We start from the raw sequence: 18,013 nt of genomic DNA, 5'->3' as shown, positions 1-18,013 counted from the left end.
GCGGTCCGACACATTTGGCCCAGGGATTCTCCACCTTGGGGAGTAGGCCCGGCGCACAGGATCGCTCGCTCGGTTGACTCGTACACGTATTCACGGTGCCTACGCTGGGTTACGTGCAGCGCCTCTATGACTTCCTCCGCAGGCACCCGACAGGGGTGGACACCTTCTGGGCCGTCCCCCTGCTCGGGATCAGCAGCCTGTGGGTCGGGAGCCGCATCGAGGGGTACCAGCAGCCCATCGCCGCGATCTTCACGATCGGCCTGTGCCTCGTCGTCGCGCTGCGCCGCAAGGCCCCCGTGAAGATGCTGCTGCTGACGGCCGCCATCGGCGTCGGCCAGCTGGTCTTCCGCATCGAGACCTACCCCGGCGACGCCGCGATGTTCGCGATCACCTACACCGTCGCGTCCGGGCCCACCGTCCCCCGCTGGGCCTCCCGCTGTGCGCTCGCCGGCGCCGTCTTCGGCCCCGCCCTCTCCTTCTGGCGCTTCAGGGACGAGGAGGGCAGCCAGTCGGTGGGGGAAAGCCTGTTCGTCACCGTGCTGCTCACCGTGCCCTTCGTGCTGGCCTGGGTGCTCGGCGACTCCATGCGCACCCGCCGCGCCTACTGGGCGCAGCTGGAGGAGCGGGCCGCCCGGCTGGAGAAGGAGCGCGAGGCGCAGTCCCGGATCGCGGTCGCGGCCGAGCGCGCCCGTATCGCCCGCGAACTGCACGACGTCGTCGCCCACAACGTCTCGGTGATGGTCGTCCAGGCCGACGGCGCCGCCTATGTGCTCGACGCCGCGCCCGAACAGACCCGGCAGGCCCTGGAGACGATCTCCGGCACGGGGCGCCAGGCGCTGGCCGAAATGCGCCGCCTGCTGGGCGTACTCCGCACCGGCGAACAGCCCGAGGGCGGCGAATACGTCCCCCAGCCGGGCGTCGAGCAGCTCACCGACCTCATGGACCAGGTACGCAGCGCGGGACTGCCGGTCGACTTCCGGACGGAGGGCGAACCCCGCGAACTGCCCAGCAGCGTCGCCCTGACCGTGTACCGCATCGTCCAGGAAGCGCTCACCAACACCCGCAAACATGGCGGCCCCGACGTCGGTGCGACCGTCCGGCTCTCCTACCGGGAAGACGACCTCGATCTGCTCGTCGAGGACGACGGACGGGGCGCACAGCGCGAGCTCTACGAGGACGGCGGGGAGGACGGCCTCGGCCACGGCCTCATCGGGATGCGCGAGCGGGTCGGCATGGTCGGCGGCACCCTGACCGCGGGGCCGCGGCCGGGCGGCGGCTTCCGGGTCAGCGCCGTACTCCCGCTCAAACCGGCCCGGTGAGGGCGCCAACCGGCCAGGACCGGACGGCGTCCTACCGGTGAGGACCACCGACCCGGGAGGATCACTGACCTGTGAGAATCACTGATCCGGTGGACCTCACCGAACCGGTGAGGTCCGCCGCCCCGCCCGCGCTCCACCCCGTACGCTCAGCCCCACTCCTGCTCGAAGGGACCCCCTGCCATGACCATCCGCGTGATGCTCGTCGACGACCAGGTGCTGCTGCGCACCGGTTTCCGGATGGTGCTGGCCGCACAGCCGGACATGGAGGTCGTCGCGGAGGCGGGCAACGGTGTGGAGGCCCTGGAGGTGCTGCGCGGCACCCAGGTCGACGTGATCCTCATGGACGTACGGATGCCGCATCTGGACGGTGTGGAGGCCACCCGGCGGATCTGCGAGGGCGGGCAGAAGGAGGGCGCCCCGAAGGTGCTCATCCTGACCACCTTCGACCTGGACGAGTACGCCTTCTCCGCGCTGAAGGCCGGGGCCAGCGGCTTCATGCTCAAGGACGTGCCGCCCAGTGAACTCCTCGCCGCGATCCGGGCGGTGGAGAGCGGCGACGCGGTCGTCGCACCGTCCACCACCCGCCGGCTCCTCGACCGTTTCACGCCGATGCTGCCCGCCACCTCCGGCGAACCGTCCCGCCCCGAGCTGGAGCGGCTGACGGACCGCGAGCGGGAGGTGCTGCTGCTCGTCGCCCAGGGCCTGTCGAACGGTGAGATCGCGGCGCGGCTGGTGCTCTCCGAGGCCACGGTCAAGACCCATGTGGGCCGCATCCTGACCAAGCTGAGCCTGCGGGACCGCGTCCAGGCGGTGGTGCTGGCCTACGAGACGGGGCTGGTACGGGCGGGGGGAGCGGGGGCCTAGGTCCCCGCTCCGGTCGAGCGCCGCTCCGCCGCGCGGTCGGCCGCCCGGACCGCGCCGCCGGGTGGTCGCCCTCAGCGCAGCACGCCCTCAAGGAAGTCGCTGCCCAGCCGGGCCACCACCTGGAGGTCCAGCTGGTGCAGCACATAGCGCCCCCGGCGCCGCGTCTGTATCAGCCCGGCTTTCTTCAGCGTCGCGATGTGCCGGGACACCTCCGGCGAAGTGATGCCGAACGCGATCGCCAGCTCCCCCGTCGTGTGCGGCCCCCGCGACAGCGTCCGGCACAGCTGCATCCGCATCGGGTGGCCCAGCGCCTCCAGCCGCTGCTGGACGAGTTCCAGCGCGGCCGGTGCCGGCAACTCCGGGCCGGCGACCGGGTACTGGACCACCGGGCGCCAGCCGGGGGCGTGGCTGAACAGCAGATGCGGCCAGCCGAACGACGTCGGCAGGAAGGTGACGCCCGGATCCCCGGGGCTCGCGAAGGCCGTCGTACGCCCCTGGGCCAGCTTGTCGACCAGGATGCGGGTACCGCCGCTGCCGTCCTGTGTGTCCTCCAGGGACAGCGCCTTCGACGTCGCGGACAGCGTCTCGGCCAGGCCCTTGCGGCGCAGCAACTCGGTCTTGTGCCGGGCATCGGCCGCCAGCTGGATGCCCACCCGCCGCCAGATGTCGCCGAAGAACGCCTCCTCACAGTCCTCGAACAGACGGCGCAGCCACACCCGCAGACCGTCGGGGTCGGTGAGCATCCGGTCGGTGAAGGTCGCCTGCCGCGGGCCGCGCGCGGCGGCCATCTCCCGTACCCGCGCCCGCTCGTCCGCGTCGACCAGGGGCGACGGGGTGGGGCGGGTGTAGCGCGCGGAGCAGGTGATCTCGAAAGCGGCGGCCACGAACCGTTCGTCGTCGATCGTGTCCAGCTCGTCCAGTTCCTCGGCCAGCGTCGCCCCGGGGCGGGCCGGCAGCAGGATGTCGGAACGGGAGGACCGCCACAGGAAATCCGCCTCGCACAGCCGGTCGGCGAGGTCGGTCTTCAGAGCCGCGTTGGTGGCGGTGACCCAGCCGTGCAGCCCGGGGTGGTGCCCCGGCTCGGACAGCGCATGCAGCGCGGCGCCCAGCTCCGCCAGGGGGGAGGGGGTGAAGACGACGCGTTCCGGCGGCAGCCCGGTGATGTCGATGACGTTGGCCATGCGCCCATCATGCGCGAGGCTCCCACCTGCACGGACGTCGTTTGACGGCTCCCGTCAAACGACGCGCCACGAACGGCCGGACCGCCGCACAGTGAGGGACATGAACGCCGGTCAGCAGCACCTCCTCGACACCTACCGCGCCGCCCAGCGAGGCGAAGCCGCACCGCCCGCCCCGGGCACCCACACCGTCCGCACCGCCCGCGAGATACAGCAGTGGTACCGCTTCCGCGCCGTCGTCACGGCCCCCGCCGACCGCCTCCCGTCCCGCCTCCGCCGCGCCGTCCACTCAGCGGCCGCGTGCCTGCTCCGGCGGGGGACTACGGAGCGGGTGGACGGGGCGGCGGATCGGCTGGAGGGGGTGGTGAGGTCCGGGGTGGGGAGGGGGCCGATGCCTGAGGCGGGGATGGCGTCGGCGTCCGGAGTGGGGAGGGCGCCGACGCCCGGGCCGGGGAGAGCGCCGGCGTCCGGGGCGATGTGACTGCCCGGCGTTCGGTGGGGGCCCCGCCCCTCTGCCCCCGCCCCCTCCGCCCCCCGCCCACCCCTCCCCCCCCACCCCGCATCACCCCACGCGCCGCAAGCCGTTCACGAAGTCCACGAACTCCCGGGCCGCCGACCGGATGGTGTCATCCGTCCAGGCCAGGGCGGATGCGCCGACCATGATCTCTGTCAGCGCCACCCCGGGCGGGCCGACCGGGCCCGGCTCGTACCAGTTCCCGAACAGCGCGGTCCCGGTTTCCTCCGCCTGGCGCACCACGGCCTCGTTGAGCAGCTCGGGCGGGTGCGGCAGCCACACCTGGAACTGGTGGGTGTGCGGCACCCCGGGGTGCACCCGGAACCACGGCACACCGGCCTCGGCCAGGCCCTCGTCCAGCGCACGGGCCACGGCCTTCGCATGGGCCACGTACTCCGGCAGCCGTGGCAGCTCACGGTCCAGCCCGGCCAGGGCGGCCAGCGCGGCCGGCCACTGCTGGAACAACTGGCCGCCGTACCGGTGCCGCCAGGCCCGCGCCTCCTCGATGAACTCCTCGGTGCCCGCGAGGGCGGCGCCCGATATGCCGCCCAGCGACTTGTAGTAGGAGACATAGACGCTGTCCGCGAGGGCCGCGATCTCCGGGAGGGTGCGGCCGAAGTGCGGGCCGCACTCCCACAGGCGCGCGCCGTCGAAGTGCACCACCGCTTCACGGTCCCGCGCCGCTTCCACCGTCGCGGTCAGCTCGTCCCACGTCGGCAGCACGAATCCGGCGTCCCGCAGCGGGAGTTCGAGGGCGAGGGCGCCGAACGGCTCCGGCAGGTCGTATATCTCCGCGGCGGTCGGTGGCCGTGGGGCGCTCGTCGGATGCACCATGCGCAGCCCGCTGACCACCGCCCAGGCATCGCGCTCATGTACCTCCATGTGCGACAGCGGATGGCCGGCGACCGTCGCATTGCCCGTACGCCCCGCCCAGCAGCGCAGCGCCACCTGCTGGGCCATCGTGCCGGTCGGGAAGAAGGCGGCGGCCTCGGTGCCCAGGGCGCCGGCGGTCCGGCGCTCCAGCTCGCCGATGATGCCGTCGTCGTTGCCGTAGAGGTCCGTCCAGCCGTCCAGGTCGTAGGCGGCCGGGGCGTCGGCCACCAGGCGGTCCATCCGCTCGCGGACCGTCTCCCGCCCGACGCTCTCCGACAGCACGCGCCGTGCGCCGCGGAACGCCGCGCGCATCCGCTCCCGCTCGACACGAGCGACCCCCACCCCGGCCGGAGCGCCTCCCTCGGCCCCGCCCGGAGAGCCGGCCCCGGCGCACTCCCCGGCACCGGCCGAACCCCGTGCCCCCTCGCGCACCGCCCCGCTCGCCGGACGCCCCGAGCCGGTCCCCGGAGCACCGCCCGAAGCGCCGTCCCACACATCCCCCGAGGCTTCCCCCGCCGCACCGCCCGAAGCTCCCCCCGAGCCCTCATCCATGCCGCGTCCGCCTGCTTGCCTCATCCGCCTCACACCCCCCGTGCTGCCCTGGCCCGCGCCTTCGCGTGCCGTTGCATCGATCCTCGCCCGGCCCCGCCCGGCGCCGCGACCCCTGTGGATAACTCGCGGGAGAGACCCCGGTCTCACCTTCCGTACAGCTCTGAAAGCCACCGGAAACACTCGCGTAGCATGGCGAGGAATCGTCCGGTACCCCCCGCGGACTGGAACGGAAGGCCATTGCCGCGTGAACGCAATCCCACCCCTTGAGGCCCAGGACCGCCCCGCCCGGCTGACCGTCGGGGTCGTCGGCGCGGGCCGTGTCGGGCCCGCCCTCGCCGCTGCGCTGCAGCTCGCAGGGCACCGCCCGGTTGCCGTGTCGGGTGTGTCCGACGCCTCCGTACGCCGCGCCGCCGAGCTGCTGCCCGACGTTCCGCTGGTCACCCCGGCCGAGGTCCTCGCCCGCGCCGACCTGGTCCTGCTGACCGTCCCCGACGACGCCCTGGGCGACCTGGTGAGCGGCCTCGCCGAGACCGGCGCCGTACGGCCCGGCCAGCTGCTGGTGCACACCTCGGGGCGGTACGGAACGGCGGTCCTGGACCCGGCCACCCGCGCCGGCGCCCTGCCACTCGCCCTGCACCCGGCCATGACGTTCACCGGCACCTCCGTGGACGTCCAGCGGCTGGCCGGCTGCTCGTTCGGTGTGACCTCGCCCGACGAGCTACGGATGGCCGCCGAGGCGCTGGTCATCGAGATGGGCGGGGAGCCCGAGTGGATCGCCGAATCCGCCCGTCCGCTCTACCACGCGGCGCTCGCCATCGGCGCGAATCACCTGGTCACGCTCGTCGCCCAGTCGATGGAGCTGCTGCATGACGCGGGGGTGCAGGCCCCGGACCGGATGCTGGGCCCGCTGCTCGGCGCCGCCCTGGACAACGCCCTGCGCTCCGGTGACGCGGCGCTGACCGGCCCGGTCGCACGGGGCGACGCCGGCACCGTCGCCGCCCATATCGCCGAGCTGCGCCGGCACGCACCGCAGAGCGTCGCCGGGTACGTCGCCATGGCCCGTACGACCGCGGACCGGGCGCTGGACCACGGTCTGCTGAAGCCGGAACTGGCCGAGGACCTGCTCGATGTGCTCGCCGACTCCGGCGACGGCCCCGGCCCCGGCCCCGCCCCGGGCACCCCCGACGCCTCCGGCCCGGATCCCGACGCCCCCGGCCACGGCCCCGAGGGAGGCGACCGATGACCTCCTCGCCCCTGAGCCCGCCCCCCGAACCGGGCTCCCACCCGGACGCCACCGCGGCACCGGACGTGCCCGTGAACCAGGAGCCGGACCAGCCCATGGACGAGAGCCGCCCCACCCAGCCCGTCCGCCCCCCCGGCCCCGCGCACCTCCTCCACACCGCCGCCGCCCTGCGCGATCTGCCCCGCGGCACCGGGGACCGCGCCGTCGTCATGACCATGGGCGCGCTCCACGAGGGCCACGCCACCTTGGTCCGCGCCGCCCGTCGCCGGGTCGGCCCGCGGGGCCAGGTCGTCGTCACGGTCTTCGTCAACCCGCTGCAGTTCGGGGCGGGCGAGGACCTCGACCGCTATCCGCGCACCCTGGACGCGGACAGGGAGCTGGCGGCCGCCGCGGGCGCGGACGTCGTCTTCGCCCCGTCCGCCGACGAGGTCTACCCGGGCGGAGAACCACAGATCCGGATCACCGCGGGCCCCATGGGCACCCTCCTGGAAGGCGCCAGCCGCCCCGGGCACTTCGACGGGGTGCTGACCGTCGTCGCCAAGCTGCTGCATCTGACCGCACCGGACATCGCCTTCTACGGGCAGAAGGACGCCCAGCAGCTCGCGGTCATCACACGGATGGCCGCCGACCTCAACTTCCCCGTCGAGATCGTCGGGGTCCCCACGGTGCGCGAGGAGGACGGCCTCGCCCTCTCCAGCCGTAACCGCTACCTCTCCGCCCCGGAGCGGCGCACCGCGCTCGCGCTGTCGGCGGCGCTGTTCGCGGCCCGCGACCGGCTCGCCGCCGAAGAGGCGCTGCGCGCCCGCGCCGCCTCCACGGGCCACCCGGCGCAGGACCGTGCCGCGGCGCTGGCCGCCCTCGGCGAGGACCGGGCCGCCGCCGACGCCCACGCCGTCGCCTACGCCGCCGCGGGCCTCCCGCACGGCCCGTCCGTGGCGCGCGCCGCGGCCCGCGCGGTGCTCGACGACGCAGCCCGCCTCGACCCGCCGCTCACCCTCGACTACCTGGCGCTCGTCGACCCGTCCGACTTCACCGAGATCCCGGACGCCTACGAGGGCGAGGCCATCCTCGCGGTCGCCGCCAAGGTCGGCACCACCCGGCTGATCGACAACATCCGTCTCGTCTTCGGAGCCGGGCGAGCCGGACCGACCGCCGCCCACCAGGGCGGCACCCTCACGGACGCCGCCTCTTCGGACGCCACCACGCCGGACGGCCCCGCTGCCGCCGCACCCGCCACACCTCCCACCACCCCCCAAGGCCCCCTCGGAGCGACCCGATGACCGCCACCGGAACAGCCACCGGACCCGGCCCCGCAGCAGGCACCGGCATACGTCTGAGCGCCCCCGCCCCCGGATGGTCCATCGAAGCGGATGTCGTCGTGGTGGGCTCCGGGGTTGCCGGGCTGACCGCCGCGCTGCGCTGCGCCGCGGCCGGCCGGCGGACCGTCGTCGTCACCAAGGCCCGTCTGGACGACGGCTCCACGCGCTGGGCACAGGGCGGGGTCGCGGCCGCGCTCGGCGACGGCGACACCCCGGAGCAGCATCTGGCCGACACCCTCGTGGCGGGCGCCGGACTCTGCGACGAGAGCGCCGTACGCACCCTGGTCACCGAAGGCCCGGACGCCGTCCACCGGCTGATCGGCACCGGCGCCCGCTTCGACACCGCACCCGGCAGCGACGAGATAGCGCTCACCCGCGAGGGCGGCCACCACCGCCGTCGTATCGCGCACGCCGGCGGCGACGCCACCGGGGCGGAGATCTCCCGTGCGCTCGTCGAGGCGGTCCGCGCCGCCGGGCTGCGCACCATCGAGAACGCCCTGGTCCTCGATCTGCTCACGGACGCCGAGGGCCGCACGGCCGGTGTCACCCTGCACGTCATGGGCGAGGGCCAGCACGACGGCGTCGGGGCCGTCCACGCCCCGGCGGTGGTGCTCGCCACCGGCGGTATGGGGCAGGTCTTCTCCGCGACCACCAACCCGCCGGTCTCCACCGGCGACGGGGTGGCCCTGGCGCTGCGCGCCGGCGCCGAGATCTCCGACCTGGAATTCGTCCAATTCCACCCCACCGTCCTGTATTTGGGGCCGGAAGCGGAAGGCCAGCAGCCGCTGATCTCCGAGGCCGTACGGGGCGAGGGCGCCCTCCTCGTCGACGCCGACGGCACCCGCTTCATGGTCGGCCGGCACGAACTCGCCGAACTGGCGCCGCGGGACATCGTCGCCAAGGCGATCATGAGCCAGGCGCACGAACAGGGCGTCGAGCACATGTATTTGGACGGCCGTCACTTCGGCGCCCAGATGTGGGAGACCCGTTTCCCCACCATCCTCGCCGCCTGCCGCAGCCATGGCATCGACCCGGTCACCGAGCCGATACCGGTCGCCCCGGCCGCGCACTACGCCTCCGGCGGCGTACGCACCGACCTGCGCGGGCGCACCACGGTCCCCGGCCTGTACGCCTGCGGCGAGGTCGCCTGCACCGGCGTCCACGGCGCCAACCGGCTCGCCTCCAACTCCCTTCTGGAGGGCCTGGTTTTCGCGGAGCGGATCGCCGCGGACATCACCGCGCCGCACACCCCGGAGGCCGCGGCCGGCGACGCACCCTGCACACCGGCGCACGACGCGGCGGAGCACACCGCGCCCCCCGCCCCCTCCGCGCCCCGCACCACCCTTCCGCTGCTCGCCCCGGAGACCCGTACGGCCGTGCAGCGGATCATGACTGCCGGCGCCGGGGTGCTGCGCAGCGCCGAGAGCCTCGCCCGGGCGGCCGCCGAACTGGACCGCCTCCACCGTGAGGCGACCGCGGCGGCCGGCCCGGCGGGCCGTGACGAACCGGCCGGTGCGACCGCCACCGGGAGCGCCGCCCCCGCCGACCGCAAGGCCCCCGAGCCCGGCGTGGAGGCCTGGGAGGCCACCAACCTCCTGTGCGTCGCCCGGGTGCTGGTCGCCGCGGCGCAGCGCCGGGAGGAGACCCGCGGCTGCCATTGGCGCGAGGACCACCCGGACCGGGACGATGCCTCCTGGCGCCGCCATTTCCGCATCACCCTGGAAGCGGACCGGGCGCTGACCATCCGTACGACGGCGACCGCCGAGTTCCCGCCGACGGTCACCCCGTAGCCACCGACCCCACCGCCGGCCAAGACAGACCGCACCGCACACCCCACCTCCCCGAATACGGAGCCCACCCCGTGAGCAGCACCCCCGACGACCTCCCCCTCCTCCAGATCGGCGGGCCCGCCGGCAGCGACGGCCCCAGCGGTGGCTGCGGCGACGCCTGCGGCTGCGGCGGCGACGAGAGCGCGTACGAGATCGACCCGCTGACCTGCGGCCTCGACCCCGACCTGGCCGCGCTCCTGGTGGCCGCCGGCCTCGACCCCGTCCAGGTCGAGGACATCGCGCATCTCGCCGTCGACGAGGACCTCGACCAGGGCGTGGACGTCACGACCGTGGCGACCGTCCCCGAGGACGCGGTCGCCACCGGCGACTTCACGGCCCGCGAGGCCGGTACGGTCGCCGGGCTGCGGATCGCCGAGGCGGTGCTGTCCATCGTCTGCACCGACGAGTTCGCGGTCGAGCGGCACGTCGAGGACGGCGACCGGGTCGAGGCCGGCACCCCGCTGCTGAGCGTCACCACCCGCACCCGCGACCTGCTCACCGCCGAGCGCAGCGCGCTGAACCTGCTGTGCCGGCTGTCCGGCATCGCGACCGCGACCCGGGCCTGGGCGGATGTGCTCGACGGCACCAAGGCCAAGGTCCGCGACACCCGCAAGACGACGCCGGGCCTGCGCGCCCTGGAGAAGTTCGCGGTGCGCTGCGGCGGCGGCGTCAACCACCGGATGTCGCTGTGCGACGCGGCGCTGATCAAGGACAACCACGTGGTCGCTGCGGGCGGCGTCGCCGCGGCGTTCACTGCCGTACGCAGCGAGTTCCCCGGGGTGCCGATCGAGGTGGAGGTCGACCGGATCGACCAGATCCCGCCGATCCTCGCCGAGGGCGCCGATCTGATCCTGCTGGACAACTTCACCCCCGAGCAGACCCGGGAGGCGGTGGCCCTGGTCGCCGGCCGCGCGATGCTGGAGTCGTCGGGCCGGCTGACCCTCGACAACGCCCGCGCCTACGCCGAGACCGGCGTCGACTACCTCGCGGTGGGCTCGCTCACCCACTCCTCCCCGATCCTGGACATCGGCCTCGACCTGCACGAGGACGACGGGCAGGGTGGCCGGGGCGCGGCCGACGACGTGCGTGAGGACCGCTGACCGCCATGCTGCTGACCATTGACGTAGGAAACACCCACACGGTTCTCGGCCTCTTCGACGGCGAGGAGATCGTCGAGCACTGGCGGATCTCCACCGACGCCCGGCGCACCGCCGACGAGCTCGCCGTCCTCCTCCAGGGCCTGATGGGGATGCATCCGCTGCTCGGCGACGACCTGGGCGACGGCATCGAGGGCATCTCCATCTGCGCCACGGTGCCCTCCGTCCTGCACGAGCTGCGTGAGGTCACCCGCCGCTACTACGGCGATGTGCCTGCCGTCCTGGTGGAGCCTGGCGTCAAGACGGGCGTGCCGATCCTCATGGACAACCCCAAGGAGGTCGGCGCCGACCGGATCATCAACGCCCTGGCCGCCGTCGAGCTCTACGGCGGCCCCGCGGTGGTCGTCGACTTCGGTACGGCCACCACCTTCGACGCGGTCAGTGCGCGCGGCGAGTACGTCGGCGGCGTGATCGCACCGGGCATCGAGATCTCCGTGGAGGCGCTGGGCGTCAAGGGCGCCCAGCTCCGCAAGATCGAACTGGCCCGCCCGCGCAGCGTCATCGGCAAGAACACCGTGGAGGCCATGCAGTCCGGCATCCTCTACGGGTTCGCGGGCCAGGTCGACGGCGTGGTGCAGCGCATGGCACGGGAACTGGCCGACGACCCCGACGACGTGACCGTGATCGCCACCGGCGGACTGGCGCCGATGGTGCTCGGTGAGTCATCGGAAATCGACGAGCACGAGCCGTGGCTCACCCTCATCGGTCTCCGGCTGGTCTACGAGCGGAATATCGCCCGCTCCTGACGGAACACCGCCCGGTGCGCGGAAGTTTTTCCCGCGCCGGACGATCGGTGGTGCGGCTCGCTGCCGCGCCACCGTTCACGAATTAAGCGGCTTTTGTCGGAAACGGTCGTAAAGTCGCCACATGCCAATGCCAAACGGAACCCGCGGCGGCATGGCGTTCAGCGCCGATGAGTTGCGTGTGCTCCGTCGCGCCCTCGCCCATGCCCTGCAGACGACGTCCCACCCCGCCCCGCTCGGCGCCCTCGGCCCCGAGTGGACCCAGGACATCCAGGAATACCTCCGGCTGGCCGAGGCGGTCGACGAGGCGGTCCGCGAAGGCGGCCGGCTGCGCGCCTTCCTCCTCGCCGACCTCGCCCGCTACCGCGAAACCCTGCCCGGCTCGGCCACCGGCTATCTCACGCGGCTCAAGGAGGCGCTGGCAGCGGGCCATGTCCCCGGCCCCGACGATCTCGCCGCCCTGCGCTCACTGCCGCGGTCCGGCGCGAAGGCCGAGCGCGAGCGCCGCAGCGCCCTGCTGCGCCACTGCGAGCAGCTCGCCGAACAATCCGTACGGACCCGGCTGCGCGCGCTGCCAGGCGGCCGCTCAGCCGGCCGTGGCGGCGGGCGGGAACCGGAGCCCGAGCGGGAGCCGAAGCCGGAGCGCAAACCCCAGCCCGCGCCGGCGCCGCGCCCCAAGGGCCCGCAGCGGGACCGGCCGATCCCCACACCGGGCGAGGTGTTCCCGCCCCGCCGCAAGCCCGCCCCGCCCCCCGAGAGCCGCACCGCCTGAGCGCTGCGTACTCTGGACACTCACGCCCCAAAGGAGGCCATACGCCATGGATTACGTCGCAGCGCTGCTCCCGCCCGTAGTGATGGCCGTGGCCTTCACCGCCCTGATCGTGACGATCATCAAGAGCCAGGGCGGGGCGAACAAGGCCAAGGAGGACGCCGCCGTGGACGCGGCCCTGGCGCGCGCCGAATCCGCCGGTCAGGAGCCCACGGCGCACGGCGCCTGAGCCGCCCGCCGCCCTTTCGGCGGCCCGCGCGCACCGTACGACCCGGGATCGACCGTCCCGGGTCGTACATCCTTTTTCCGGCCCAAACGCAACGAGATCAACGGGCATACGCGACATCTCCCACTATTGTTCTTGTGTGCCGAGACGCTTGGGTGATCTGGAAGACGCGGTCATGACGCGGGTCTGGGAGTGGAACCGCCCGGTCACCGTTCGAGAAGTCCTGGAAGATCTGCAGAAGGAACGGTCCATCGCCTACACCACGGTCATGACCGTATTGGACAACCTTCACCAGAAGGGCTGGGTGCGCCGCGAAGCAGAAGGCCGCGCCTATCGATATGAGGCGGTCTCCACTCGCGCCGCCTACGCGGCCGCACTGATGAACGAGGCATGGTCCGCCAGCGACAACCCCGCGGCCGCTCTTGTCGCCTTCTTCGGCATGATGTCGCCGGAACAGCGACAGGCCCTGCGCGATGCCGTACGCATGGTCCAGATCGACGAACCCGCGGAAGACCCGGAACAACAGGCACAAGAGGCGGAAGAGACCGCACCGGCCGAAGAACGCACGGCACAAGCGGCAGCGGAAGGGGCCGGTGAAGCCGGGCCCGCCGAAGGGGATGAACCCGGGGCGAGTGCCACCGGCAAGGGGCGATAGCGTCCCGGCATGCCTCCGCATTCAAAAGGCCTCACCGTCCGCCGTGCCAGGACCAGCGATGTACCGGCCGTACGCCGCCTCATCGATGCCTACTCACGCGACGGGATCCTGCTCGACAAAGCCACCGTCACGCTTTACGAGGACATCCAGGAGTTCTGGGTGGCCGAGCGCGACGAAGACGCCGAGGTCGTCGGCTGCGGAGCGCTCCACGTCATGTGGGAAGACCTGGCCGAGGTGCGCACCCTGGCCGTGGATCCGCGGATGAAGGGGTCCGGAGTCGGCCACCAAGTCCTAGAGAAGCTGGTGCGCACCGCGAGCTGGCTCGGAGTGCGGCGCATTTTCTGTCTCACCTTCGAAGTCGACTTCTTCACCAAGCACGGCTTCGTGGAGATCGGCGAAGCGCCGGTAGACGGTGATGTCTACAGTGAGCTGCTGCGTTCCTATGACGAGGGCGTTGCGGAGTTCCTGGGCCTCGAACGAGTGAAGCCCAACACCCTGGGTAACAGCCGGATGCTTCTGCACCTGTGATGAGTGTTCTATGTCCGAATCGCTCCCCTATCTCATGGGTACGGAAGCATGCGTTCCCCGCTGTGTGGGCAAGTGAACCCTACCCAAGGGTTTGTGTTTTTCCCGGAAAAGCGGTTTGCTTTCCGTCGTAATCCGCATTCGATGAAAGGGAAACCGGTGGCACAGAAGGTTCAGGTTCTTCTTGTCGACGACCTCAACGGTGGCGAGGCGGACGAGACGGTGACGTTCGCTCTCGACGGCAAGTCCTACGAGATCGACCTCTCCGACAGCAACGCCCAGAAGCTGCGCGACTCGCTCGCCGACTTCGTGAAGGCGGGCCGCCGTACCGGTGGCCGCGCTTCTTCGGGCCGTGGCAAGGCGCGTGGTGCGGCTTCCGGTGGCAGCCAGGACACCGCGAAGATCCGTGCCTGGGCCAAGGAGAACGGCTACAACGTCAATGACCGTGGCCGTGTCCCCGCCGACATTCGTGAGGCATTTGAGAAGGCCAACGGCTGATCGCCCCACGCGCGGTCCGATTGGGCATTACCAGCACGCATCAACCGGGCACGGTGGCACTCCGTCGCCGCCGCGCTCACGAGTCGTACGAGGTCGGGGGCGTCCCCATCGTCCCCGTTTCCTGCTCCCAACCCCGTGGTGGGCAGGGAATTCTCCGCCTCGTAGCCGGGCCGGGGAGGTCGCACCCATCGCGCGGCCTCCCGGGAACCGAATCCGTATGACGGTGCTGCGCCAGTGGGGAACACCGGCGCGGGCATCCGGTCTCCGGTCCCACGCGCCGTGAGATCCGGGACAAGCGCGCCCCACTCCAGCCATTCCAGGATTCCCGGGAGTTCCTCGGCGCCGCCGGCCGCGATGAGCATGAGCAATTTCGGCCGATCACTGGCGTGATTCCCGTCGCATCCGGCCCGAAGGAGTGCCACCGGGCCGGTGTGCGGCAATCGCCGTAGTACGGCACTTCCCGCCCCGGCCGGCATCTCCAGGACATCGAAGCGCAGCCCCGTCAGCAGCTCCACCGGCTCCGTTCCGGTGGACGGCCAGCCCAGCTCCTCCTCGTACCACCGGCGCACGGCGGCGAGGGGAATGCGGGGGCGCGGAAGCACGCGGGCCATGCCCGGAGCAACTCCCGCACACCCAGGAAGTTACGCTGGGTAGAGACATGGATACGCACCGCACCCGCGGGAGGGGCGCGGAGGTGCATTCGATGGCGTGCGGATGTTCGCCCGTAGCGGATGGAAGCGGCCCGCGCCGCATGGAGTGTCAGTGGCAGCGGGTAAGACAGTCTCAGTGGGAAGAGACGGTGTGACCGGCGCCCGAGGCGTTCCGCCCCGGCTGAGGGCCGACGGCAAACGGCGTGTCGGCACCGGGCGCGTTCGCCACGGGCGTAGTGGCAGAGGGCGTATATGCCTGGCCTGCGGGAACATCGTCTCGCACCATCGAGTTGGAGCAGATGTCAGCTGTTCGGCAGTAAATTTCCCCGCCGGAGCGGGGGTGATCCGGACGGGTGTCGGCAGTTGGAATGAGCTGTCCCGCCCCGCGGGACTAGCATGCGGAAGGACAGGGAGGGGACCGACCCCTAACTGCCTGACCGCTCTGAGGAGCGATTAACGATGTTCGAGAGGTTCACCGACCGCGCGCGGCGGGTTGTCGTCCTGGCTCAGGAAGAAGCCCGGATGCTCAACCACAACTACATCGGCACCGAGCACATCCTCCTGGGCCTGATCCATGAGGGTGAGGGTGTCGCCGCTAAGGCCCTGGAGAGCCTCGGGATTTCGCTCGAGGCGGTCCGCCAGCAGGTGGAGGAGATCATCGGGCAGGGGCAGCAGGCTCCGTCCGGTCACATCCCCTTCACCCCCCGTGCCAAGAAGGTCCTGGAGCTGTCGCTCCGCGAGGCCCTCCAGCTCGGCCACAACTACATCGGTACGGAGCACATCCTGCTCGGCCTGATCCGCGAGGGCGAGGGCGTCGCCGCCCAGGTCCTGGTGAAGCTGGGCGCCGATCTCAACCGGGTGCGGCAGCAGGTCATCCAGCTGCTCTCCGGCTACCAGGGCAAGGAAGCCGCCACCGCCGGCGGCCCGGCCGAGGGCACGCCCTCGACCTCCCTCGTCCTGGACCAGTTCGGCCGCAACCTGACGCAGGCCGCTCGCGAGACCAAGCTCGACCCGGTCATCGGGCGCGAGAAGGAAATCGAGCGGGTCATGCAGGTCCTGTCCCGCCGTACCAAGAACAACCCGGTCCTCATCGGCGAGCCCGGCGTCGGCAAGACGGCGGTCGTCGAGGGCCTGGCGCAGGCCATCGTCAAGGGCGAGGTGCCCGAGACCCTCAAGGACAAGCACCTCTACACCCTGGACCTCGGTGCCCTGGTCGCCGGCTCCCGCTACAGGGGTGACTTCGAAGAGCGCCTGAAGAAGGTGCTCAAGGAGATCCGCACCCGCGGCGACATCATCCTGTTCATCGACGAGCTCCACACCCTGGTGGGTGCGGGCGCCGCCGAGGGCGCGATCGACGCCGCCAGCATCCTCAAGCCCATGCTGGCGCGAGGCGAGCTGCAGACCATCGGTGCCACGACGCTCGACGAGTACCGCAAGCACCTGGAGAAGGACGCGGCCCTGGAGCGCCGCTTCCAGCCGATCCAGGTCGCGGAGCCGTCGCTGCCGCACACCATCGAGATCCTCAAGGGCCTGCGGGACCGCTACGAGGCGCACCACCGCGTCTCCATCACGGACTCCGCCCTGGTCGCCGCCGCCACCCTGGCCGACCGCTACATCTCGGACCGCTTCCTGCCGGACAAGGCGATCGACCTGATCGACGAGGCCGGCTCCCGGATGCGGATCCGCCGGATGACCGCGCCGCCGGACCTGCGCGAATTCGACGAGAAGATCGCCGATGTGCGCCGGGAGAAGGAGTCCGCGATCGACTCGCAGGACTTCGAGATGGCCGCGGGCCTGCGCGACAAGGAGAAGCAGCTCCTGGCCGCGAAGGCGAAGCGGGAGAAGGAGTGGAAGGCCGGCGACATGGACGTCGTCGCCGAGGTGGACGAGGAGCTGATCGCCGAGGTTCTGGCGACGGCCACCGGCATCCCGGTCTTCAAGCTCACCGAGGAGGAGTCCTCGCGGCTGCTGCGGATGGAAGACGAGCTGCACAAGCGCGTCATCGGCCAGAAGGACGCCATCAAGGCGCTCTCCCAGGCCATCCGCCGTACCCGTGCCGGCCTGAAGGACCCCAAGCGTCCCGGTGGCTCGTTCATCTTCGCCGGCCCGTCCGGTGTCGGTAAGACCGAGCTGTCCAAGACGCTGGCGGAGTTCCTCTTCGGCGACGAGGACGCGCTGATCTCCCTCGACATGTCGGAGTTCAGCGAGAAGCACACGGTCTCGCGGCTGTTCGGTTCGCCTCCCGGCTACGTCGGCTACGAAGAGGGCGGCCAGCTCACCGAGAAGGTGCGCCGCAAGCCGTTCTCCGTCGTGCTCTTCGACGAGGTCGAGAAGGCCCACCCGGACATCTTCAACTCGCTGCTGCAGATCCTGGAGGACGGTCGCCTGACCGACTCCCAGGGCCGGGTCGTGGACTTCAAGAACACGGTCATCATCATGACGACCAACCTCGGCACCCGGGACATCTCCAAGGGCTTCAACCTGGGCTTCGCGGCCCAGGGCGACACCAAGTCCAGCTACGAGCGGATGAAGAACAAGGTCAACGAAGAGCTCAAGCAGCACTTCCGCCCCGAGTTCCTCAACCGTGTCGACGACACCGTCGTCTTCCACCAGCTCACCGAGGAAGACATCATCCAGATCGTCGACCTCATGATCGCCAAGGTGGACGAGCGGCTCAAGGACCGCGACATGGGCATCGAGCTCAGCAGCGAGGCCAAGTCGCTGCTGGCCAAGCGCGGGTACGACCCGGTGCTCGGCGCCCGTCCGCTGCGCCGCACGATCCAGCGCGAGATCGAGGACGCCCTCTCGGAGAAGATCCTCTTCAGCGAGCTGCGTCCGGGCCACATCGTGGTCGTCGATGTCGAGGGCGAGGGTGAGACCGCCAAGTTCACCTTCCGCGGCGAGGAGAAGTCGGCCCTGCCGGACGCCCCGCCGATCGAGTCCACGGCCGGCGGTTCGGGTCCGAACCTCAGCAAGGACGCCTGAGCGGCACAGCGCGGCACGCGCATAACCGCCTACGGCACTGCCCCGGAATCGTTTCTTACGGTTCCGGGGCAGTTCTGTAGGTGCCGCCGTCTTTAGCGGAACGGAAATGCAGCG

17 protein-coding genes are annotated in these 18,013 nt (G+C 71.7%); 14 read left to right on the top strand and 3 right to left on the bottom strand.

Translation table 11 applies throughout. The features are described from left to right. The first annotated feature begins 113 nt into the window (after positions 1-113). Positions 114-1,319 carry a sensor histidine kinase gene (locus STRNI_RS18830; protein ID WP_159486923.1) on the top strand — a complete coding sequence of 402 codons (1,206 nt, stop codon included), beginning with the start codon at positions 114-116 and terminating at the stop codon, positions 1,317-1,319. 180 nt (positions 1,320-1,499) lie between these two features. Continuing rightward, positions 1,500-2,183 carry a response regulator gene (locus STRNI_RS18825; RefSeq protein WP_018092972.1) on the top strand — a complete coding sequence of 228 codons (684 nt, stop codon included), beginning with the start codon at positions 1,500-1,502 and terminating at the stop codon, positions 2,181-2,183. Positions 2,184-2,254: 71 nt separating this feature from the next. On the opposite strand, the gene STRNI_RS18820 is transcribed toward STRNI_RS18825, so the two are convergent. After that, positions 2,255-3,364, bottom strand: coding sequence for a DUF5937 family protein (locus STRNI_RS18820; RefSeq protein ID WP_277411640.1), 1,110 nt, complete (start codon positions 3,362-3,364; stop codon positions 2,255-2,257). A gap of 100 nt (positions 3,365-3,464) precedes the next feature. On the opposite strand from STRNI_RS18820, the gene STRNI_RS18815 reads away from it, so the two are divergent. Then, complete coding sequence (locus STRNI_RS18815) at positions 3,465-3,842, top strand: hypothetical protein (RefSeq protein ID WP_277411639.1); 378 nt, start codon at positions 3,465-3,467, stop codon at positions 3,840-3,842. Positions 3,843-3,923: 81 nt separating this feature from the next. Here the strand turns inward: STRNI_RS18815 and STRNI_RS18810 are convergent, their stop codons facing one another. Continuing rightward, entirely contained in the window at positions 3,924-5,060 is a 1,137-nt protein-coding gene (locus STRNI_RS18810; RefSeq protein ID WP_277413284.1) for a threonine aldolase family protein, read from the bottom strand. 484 nt (positions 5,061-5,544) lie between these two features. Here STRNI_RS18810 and STRNI_RS18805 point away from each other — a divergent pair, with 484 nt between their 5' ends. The 10 genes from STRNI_RS18805 (at position 5,545) to STRNI_RS18760 (ending at position 14,264) form a co-directional block, all read left to right on the top strand. Continuing rightward, entirely contained in the window at positions 5,545-6,543 is a 999-nt protein-coding gene (locus STRNI_RS18805) for a Rossmann-like and DUF2520 domain-containing protein (RefSeq protein WP_159486921.1), read from the top strand. A 95-nt stretch (positions 6,544-6,638) separates the two neighbouring features. Beyond that, a complete protein-coding gene (gene panC, locus STRNI_RS18800; RefSeq protein WP_277413283.1) occupies positions 6,639-7,823 on the top strand; it encodes a pantoate--beta-alanine ligase in 1,185 nt (394 codons plus the stop codon). Further along, complete coding sequence (locus STRNI_RS18795; protein WP_277411638.1) at positions 7,820-9,652, top strand: L-aspartate oxidase; 1,833 nt, start codon at positions 7,820-7,822, stop codon at positions 9,650-9,652. Before panC ends, STRNI_RS18795 begins: the two co-directional genes overlap by 4 nt. 71 nt (positions 9,653-9,723) lie before the next feature. After that, a complete protein-coding gene (nadC, locus tag STRNI_RS18790) occupies positions 9,724-10,791 on the top strand; it encodes a carboxylating nicotinate-nucleotide diphosphorylase (protein ID WP_018092979.1) in 1,068 nt (355 codons plus the stop codon). Positions 10,792-10,796: 5 nt separating this feature from the next. After that, complete coding sequence (locus STRNI_RS18785; protein ID WP_018092980.1) at positions 10,797-11,594, top strand: type III pantothenate kinase; 798 nt, start codon at positions 10,797-10,799, stop codon at positions 11,592-11,594. A 151-nt stretch (positions 11,595-11,745) separates the two neighbouring features. Beyond that, positions 11,746-12,363, top strand: coding sequence for a hypothetical protein (locus tag STRNI_RS18780; protein WP_277413282.1), 618 nt, complete (start codon positions 11,746-11,748; stop codon positions 12,361-12,363). 46 nt (positions 12,364-12,409) lie between these two features. After that, the gene (locus STRNI_RS18775) at positions 12,410-12,589 is read left to right on the top strand and encodes a hypothetical protein (protein WP_018092982.1); all 180 of its coding nucleotides are present in this window, start codon (positions 12,410-12,412) and stop codon (positions 12,587-12,589) included. A 172-nt stretch (positions 12,590-12,761) separates the two neighbouring features. Then, positions 12,762-13,241, top strand: a complete 480-nt coding sequence (locus STRNI_RS18770) for a BlaI/MecI/CopY family transcriptional regulator (protein ID WP_018092983.1) — start codon at positions 12,762-12,764, stop codon at positions 13,239-13,241. A 9-nt stretch (positions 13,242-13,250) separates the two neighbouring features. Continuing rightward, positions 13,251-13,769 (top strand): amino-acid N-acetyltransferase, encoded by a 519-nt coding sequence (locus STRNI_RS18765; protein ID WP_018092984.1) that lies wholly within the window; start codon positions 13,251-13,253, stop codon positions 13,767-13,769. Positions 13,770-13,925: 156 nt separating this feature from the next. Then, entirely contained in the window at positions 13,926-14,264 is a 339-nt protein-coding gene (locus STRNI_RS18760) for a histone-like nucleoid-structuring protein Lsr2 (RefSeq protein ID WP_018092985.1), read from the top strand. Here STRNI_RS18760 and STRNI_RS18755 read toward each other — a convergent pair. Further along, a complete protein-coding gene (locus tag STRNI_RS18755; protein WP_078518814.1) occupies positions 14,195-14,875 on the bottom strand; it encodes an SCO3374 family protein in 681 nt (226 codons plus the stop codon). The genes STRNI_RS18760 and STRNI_RS18755 overlap by 70 nt on opposite strands. A gap of 498 nt (positions 14,876-15,373) precedes the next feature. On the opposite strand from STRNI_RS18755, the gene STRNI_RS18750 reads away from it, so the two are divergent. Further along, positions 15,374-17,899, top strand: a complete 2,526-nt coding sequence (locus STRNI_RS18750) for an ATP-dependent Clp protease ATP-binding subunit (protein ID WP_018092986.1) — start codon at positions 15,374-15,376, stop codon at positions 17,897-17,899. Positions 17,900-18,013: the final 114 nt, after the last annotated feature.

This window comes from Streptomyces nigrescens, from assembly GCF_027626975.1.
In the GTDB taxonomy this organism is placed as follows: Bacteria; Actinomycetota; Actinomycetes; order Streptomycetales; family Streptomycetaceae; genus Streptomyces; species Streptomyces nigrescens.
Note: the sequence above shows the minus strand (reverse complement) of the source record. Positions and strands in the feature narration are given on the sequence as shown.

Bases quoted from the DNA above. Each gene is read 5' to 3' on its own strand.
- STRNI_RS18825 (WP_018092972.1), top strand. From the start codon at position 1,500: ATGACCATCCGCGTGATGCTCGTCGACGACCAGGTGCTGCTGCGCACC.
- STRNI_RS18820 (WP_277411640.1), bottom strand. From the start codon at position 3,364: ATGGCCAACGTCATCGACATCACCGGGCTGCCGCCGGAACGCGTCGTC.
- STRNI_RS18815 (WP_277411639.1), top strand. From the start codon at position 3,465: ATGAACGCCGGTCAGCAGCACCTCCTCGACACCTACCGCGCCGCCCAG.
- STRNI_RS18810 (WP_277413284.1), bottom strand. From the start codon at position 5,060: ATGCGCGCGGCGTTCCGCGGCGCACGGCGCGTGCTGTCGGAGAGCGTC.
- panC (WP_277413283.1), top strand. From the start codon at position 6,639: ATGGACGAGAGCCGCCCCACCCAGCCCGTCCGCCCCCCCGGCCCCGCG.
- STRNI_RS18795 (WP_277411638.1), top strand. From the start codon at position 7,820: ATGACCGCCACCGGAACAGCCACCGGACCCGGCCCCGCAGCAGGCACC.
- STRNI_RS18785 (WP_018092980.1), top strand. From the start codon at position 10,797: ATGCTGCTGACCATTGACGTAGGAAACACCCACACGGTTCTCGGCCTC.
- STRNI_RS18780 (WP_277413282.1), top strand. From the start codon at position 11,746: ATGGCGTTCAGCGCCGATGAGTTGCGTGTGCTCCGTCGCGCCCTCGCC.
- STRNI_RS18775 (WP_018092982.1), top strand. From the start codon at position 12,410: ATGGATTACGTCGCAGCGCTGCTCCCGCCCGTAGTGATGGCCGTGGCC.
- STRNI_RS18770 (WP_018092983.1), top strand. From the start codon at position 12,762: ATGACGCGGGTCTGGGAGTGGAACCGCCCGGTCACCGTTCGAGAAGTC.
- STRNI_RS18765 (WP_018092984.1), top strand. From the start codon at position 13,251: ATGCCTCCGCATTCAAAAGGCCTCACCGTCCGCCGTGCCAGGACCAGC.
- STRNI_RS18755 (WP_078518814.1), bottom strand. From the start codon at position 14,875: ATGGCCCGCGTGCTTCCGCGCCCCCGCATTCCCCTCGCCGCCGTGCGC.
- STRNI_RS18750 (WP_018092986.1), top strand. From the start codon at position 15,374: ATGTTCGAGAGGTTCACCGACCGCGCGCGGCGGGTTGTCGTCCTGGCT.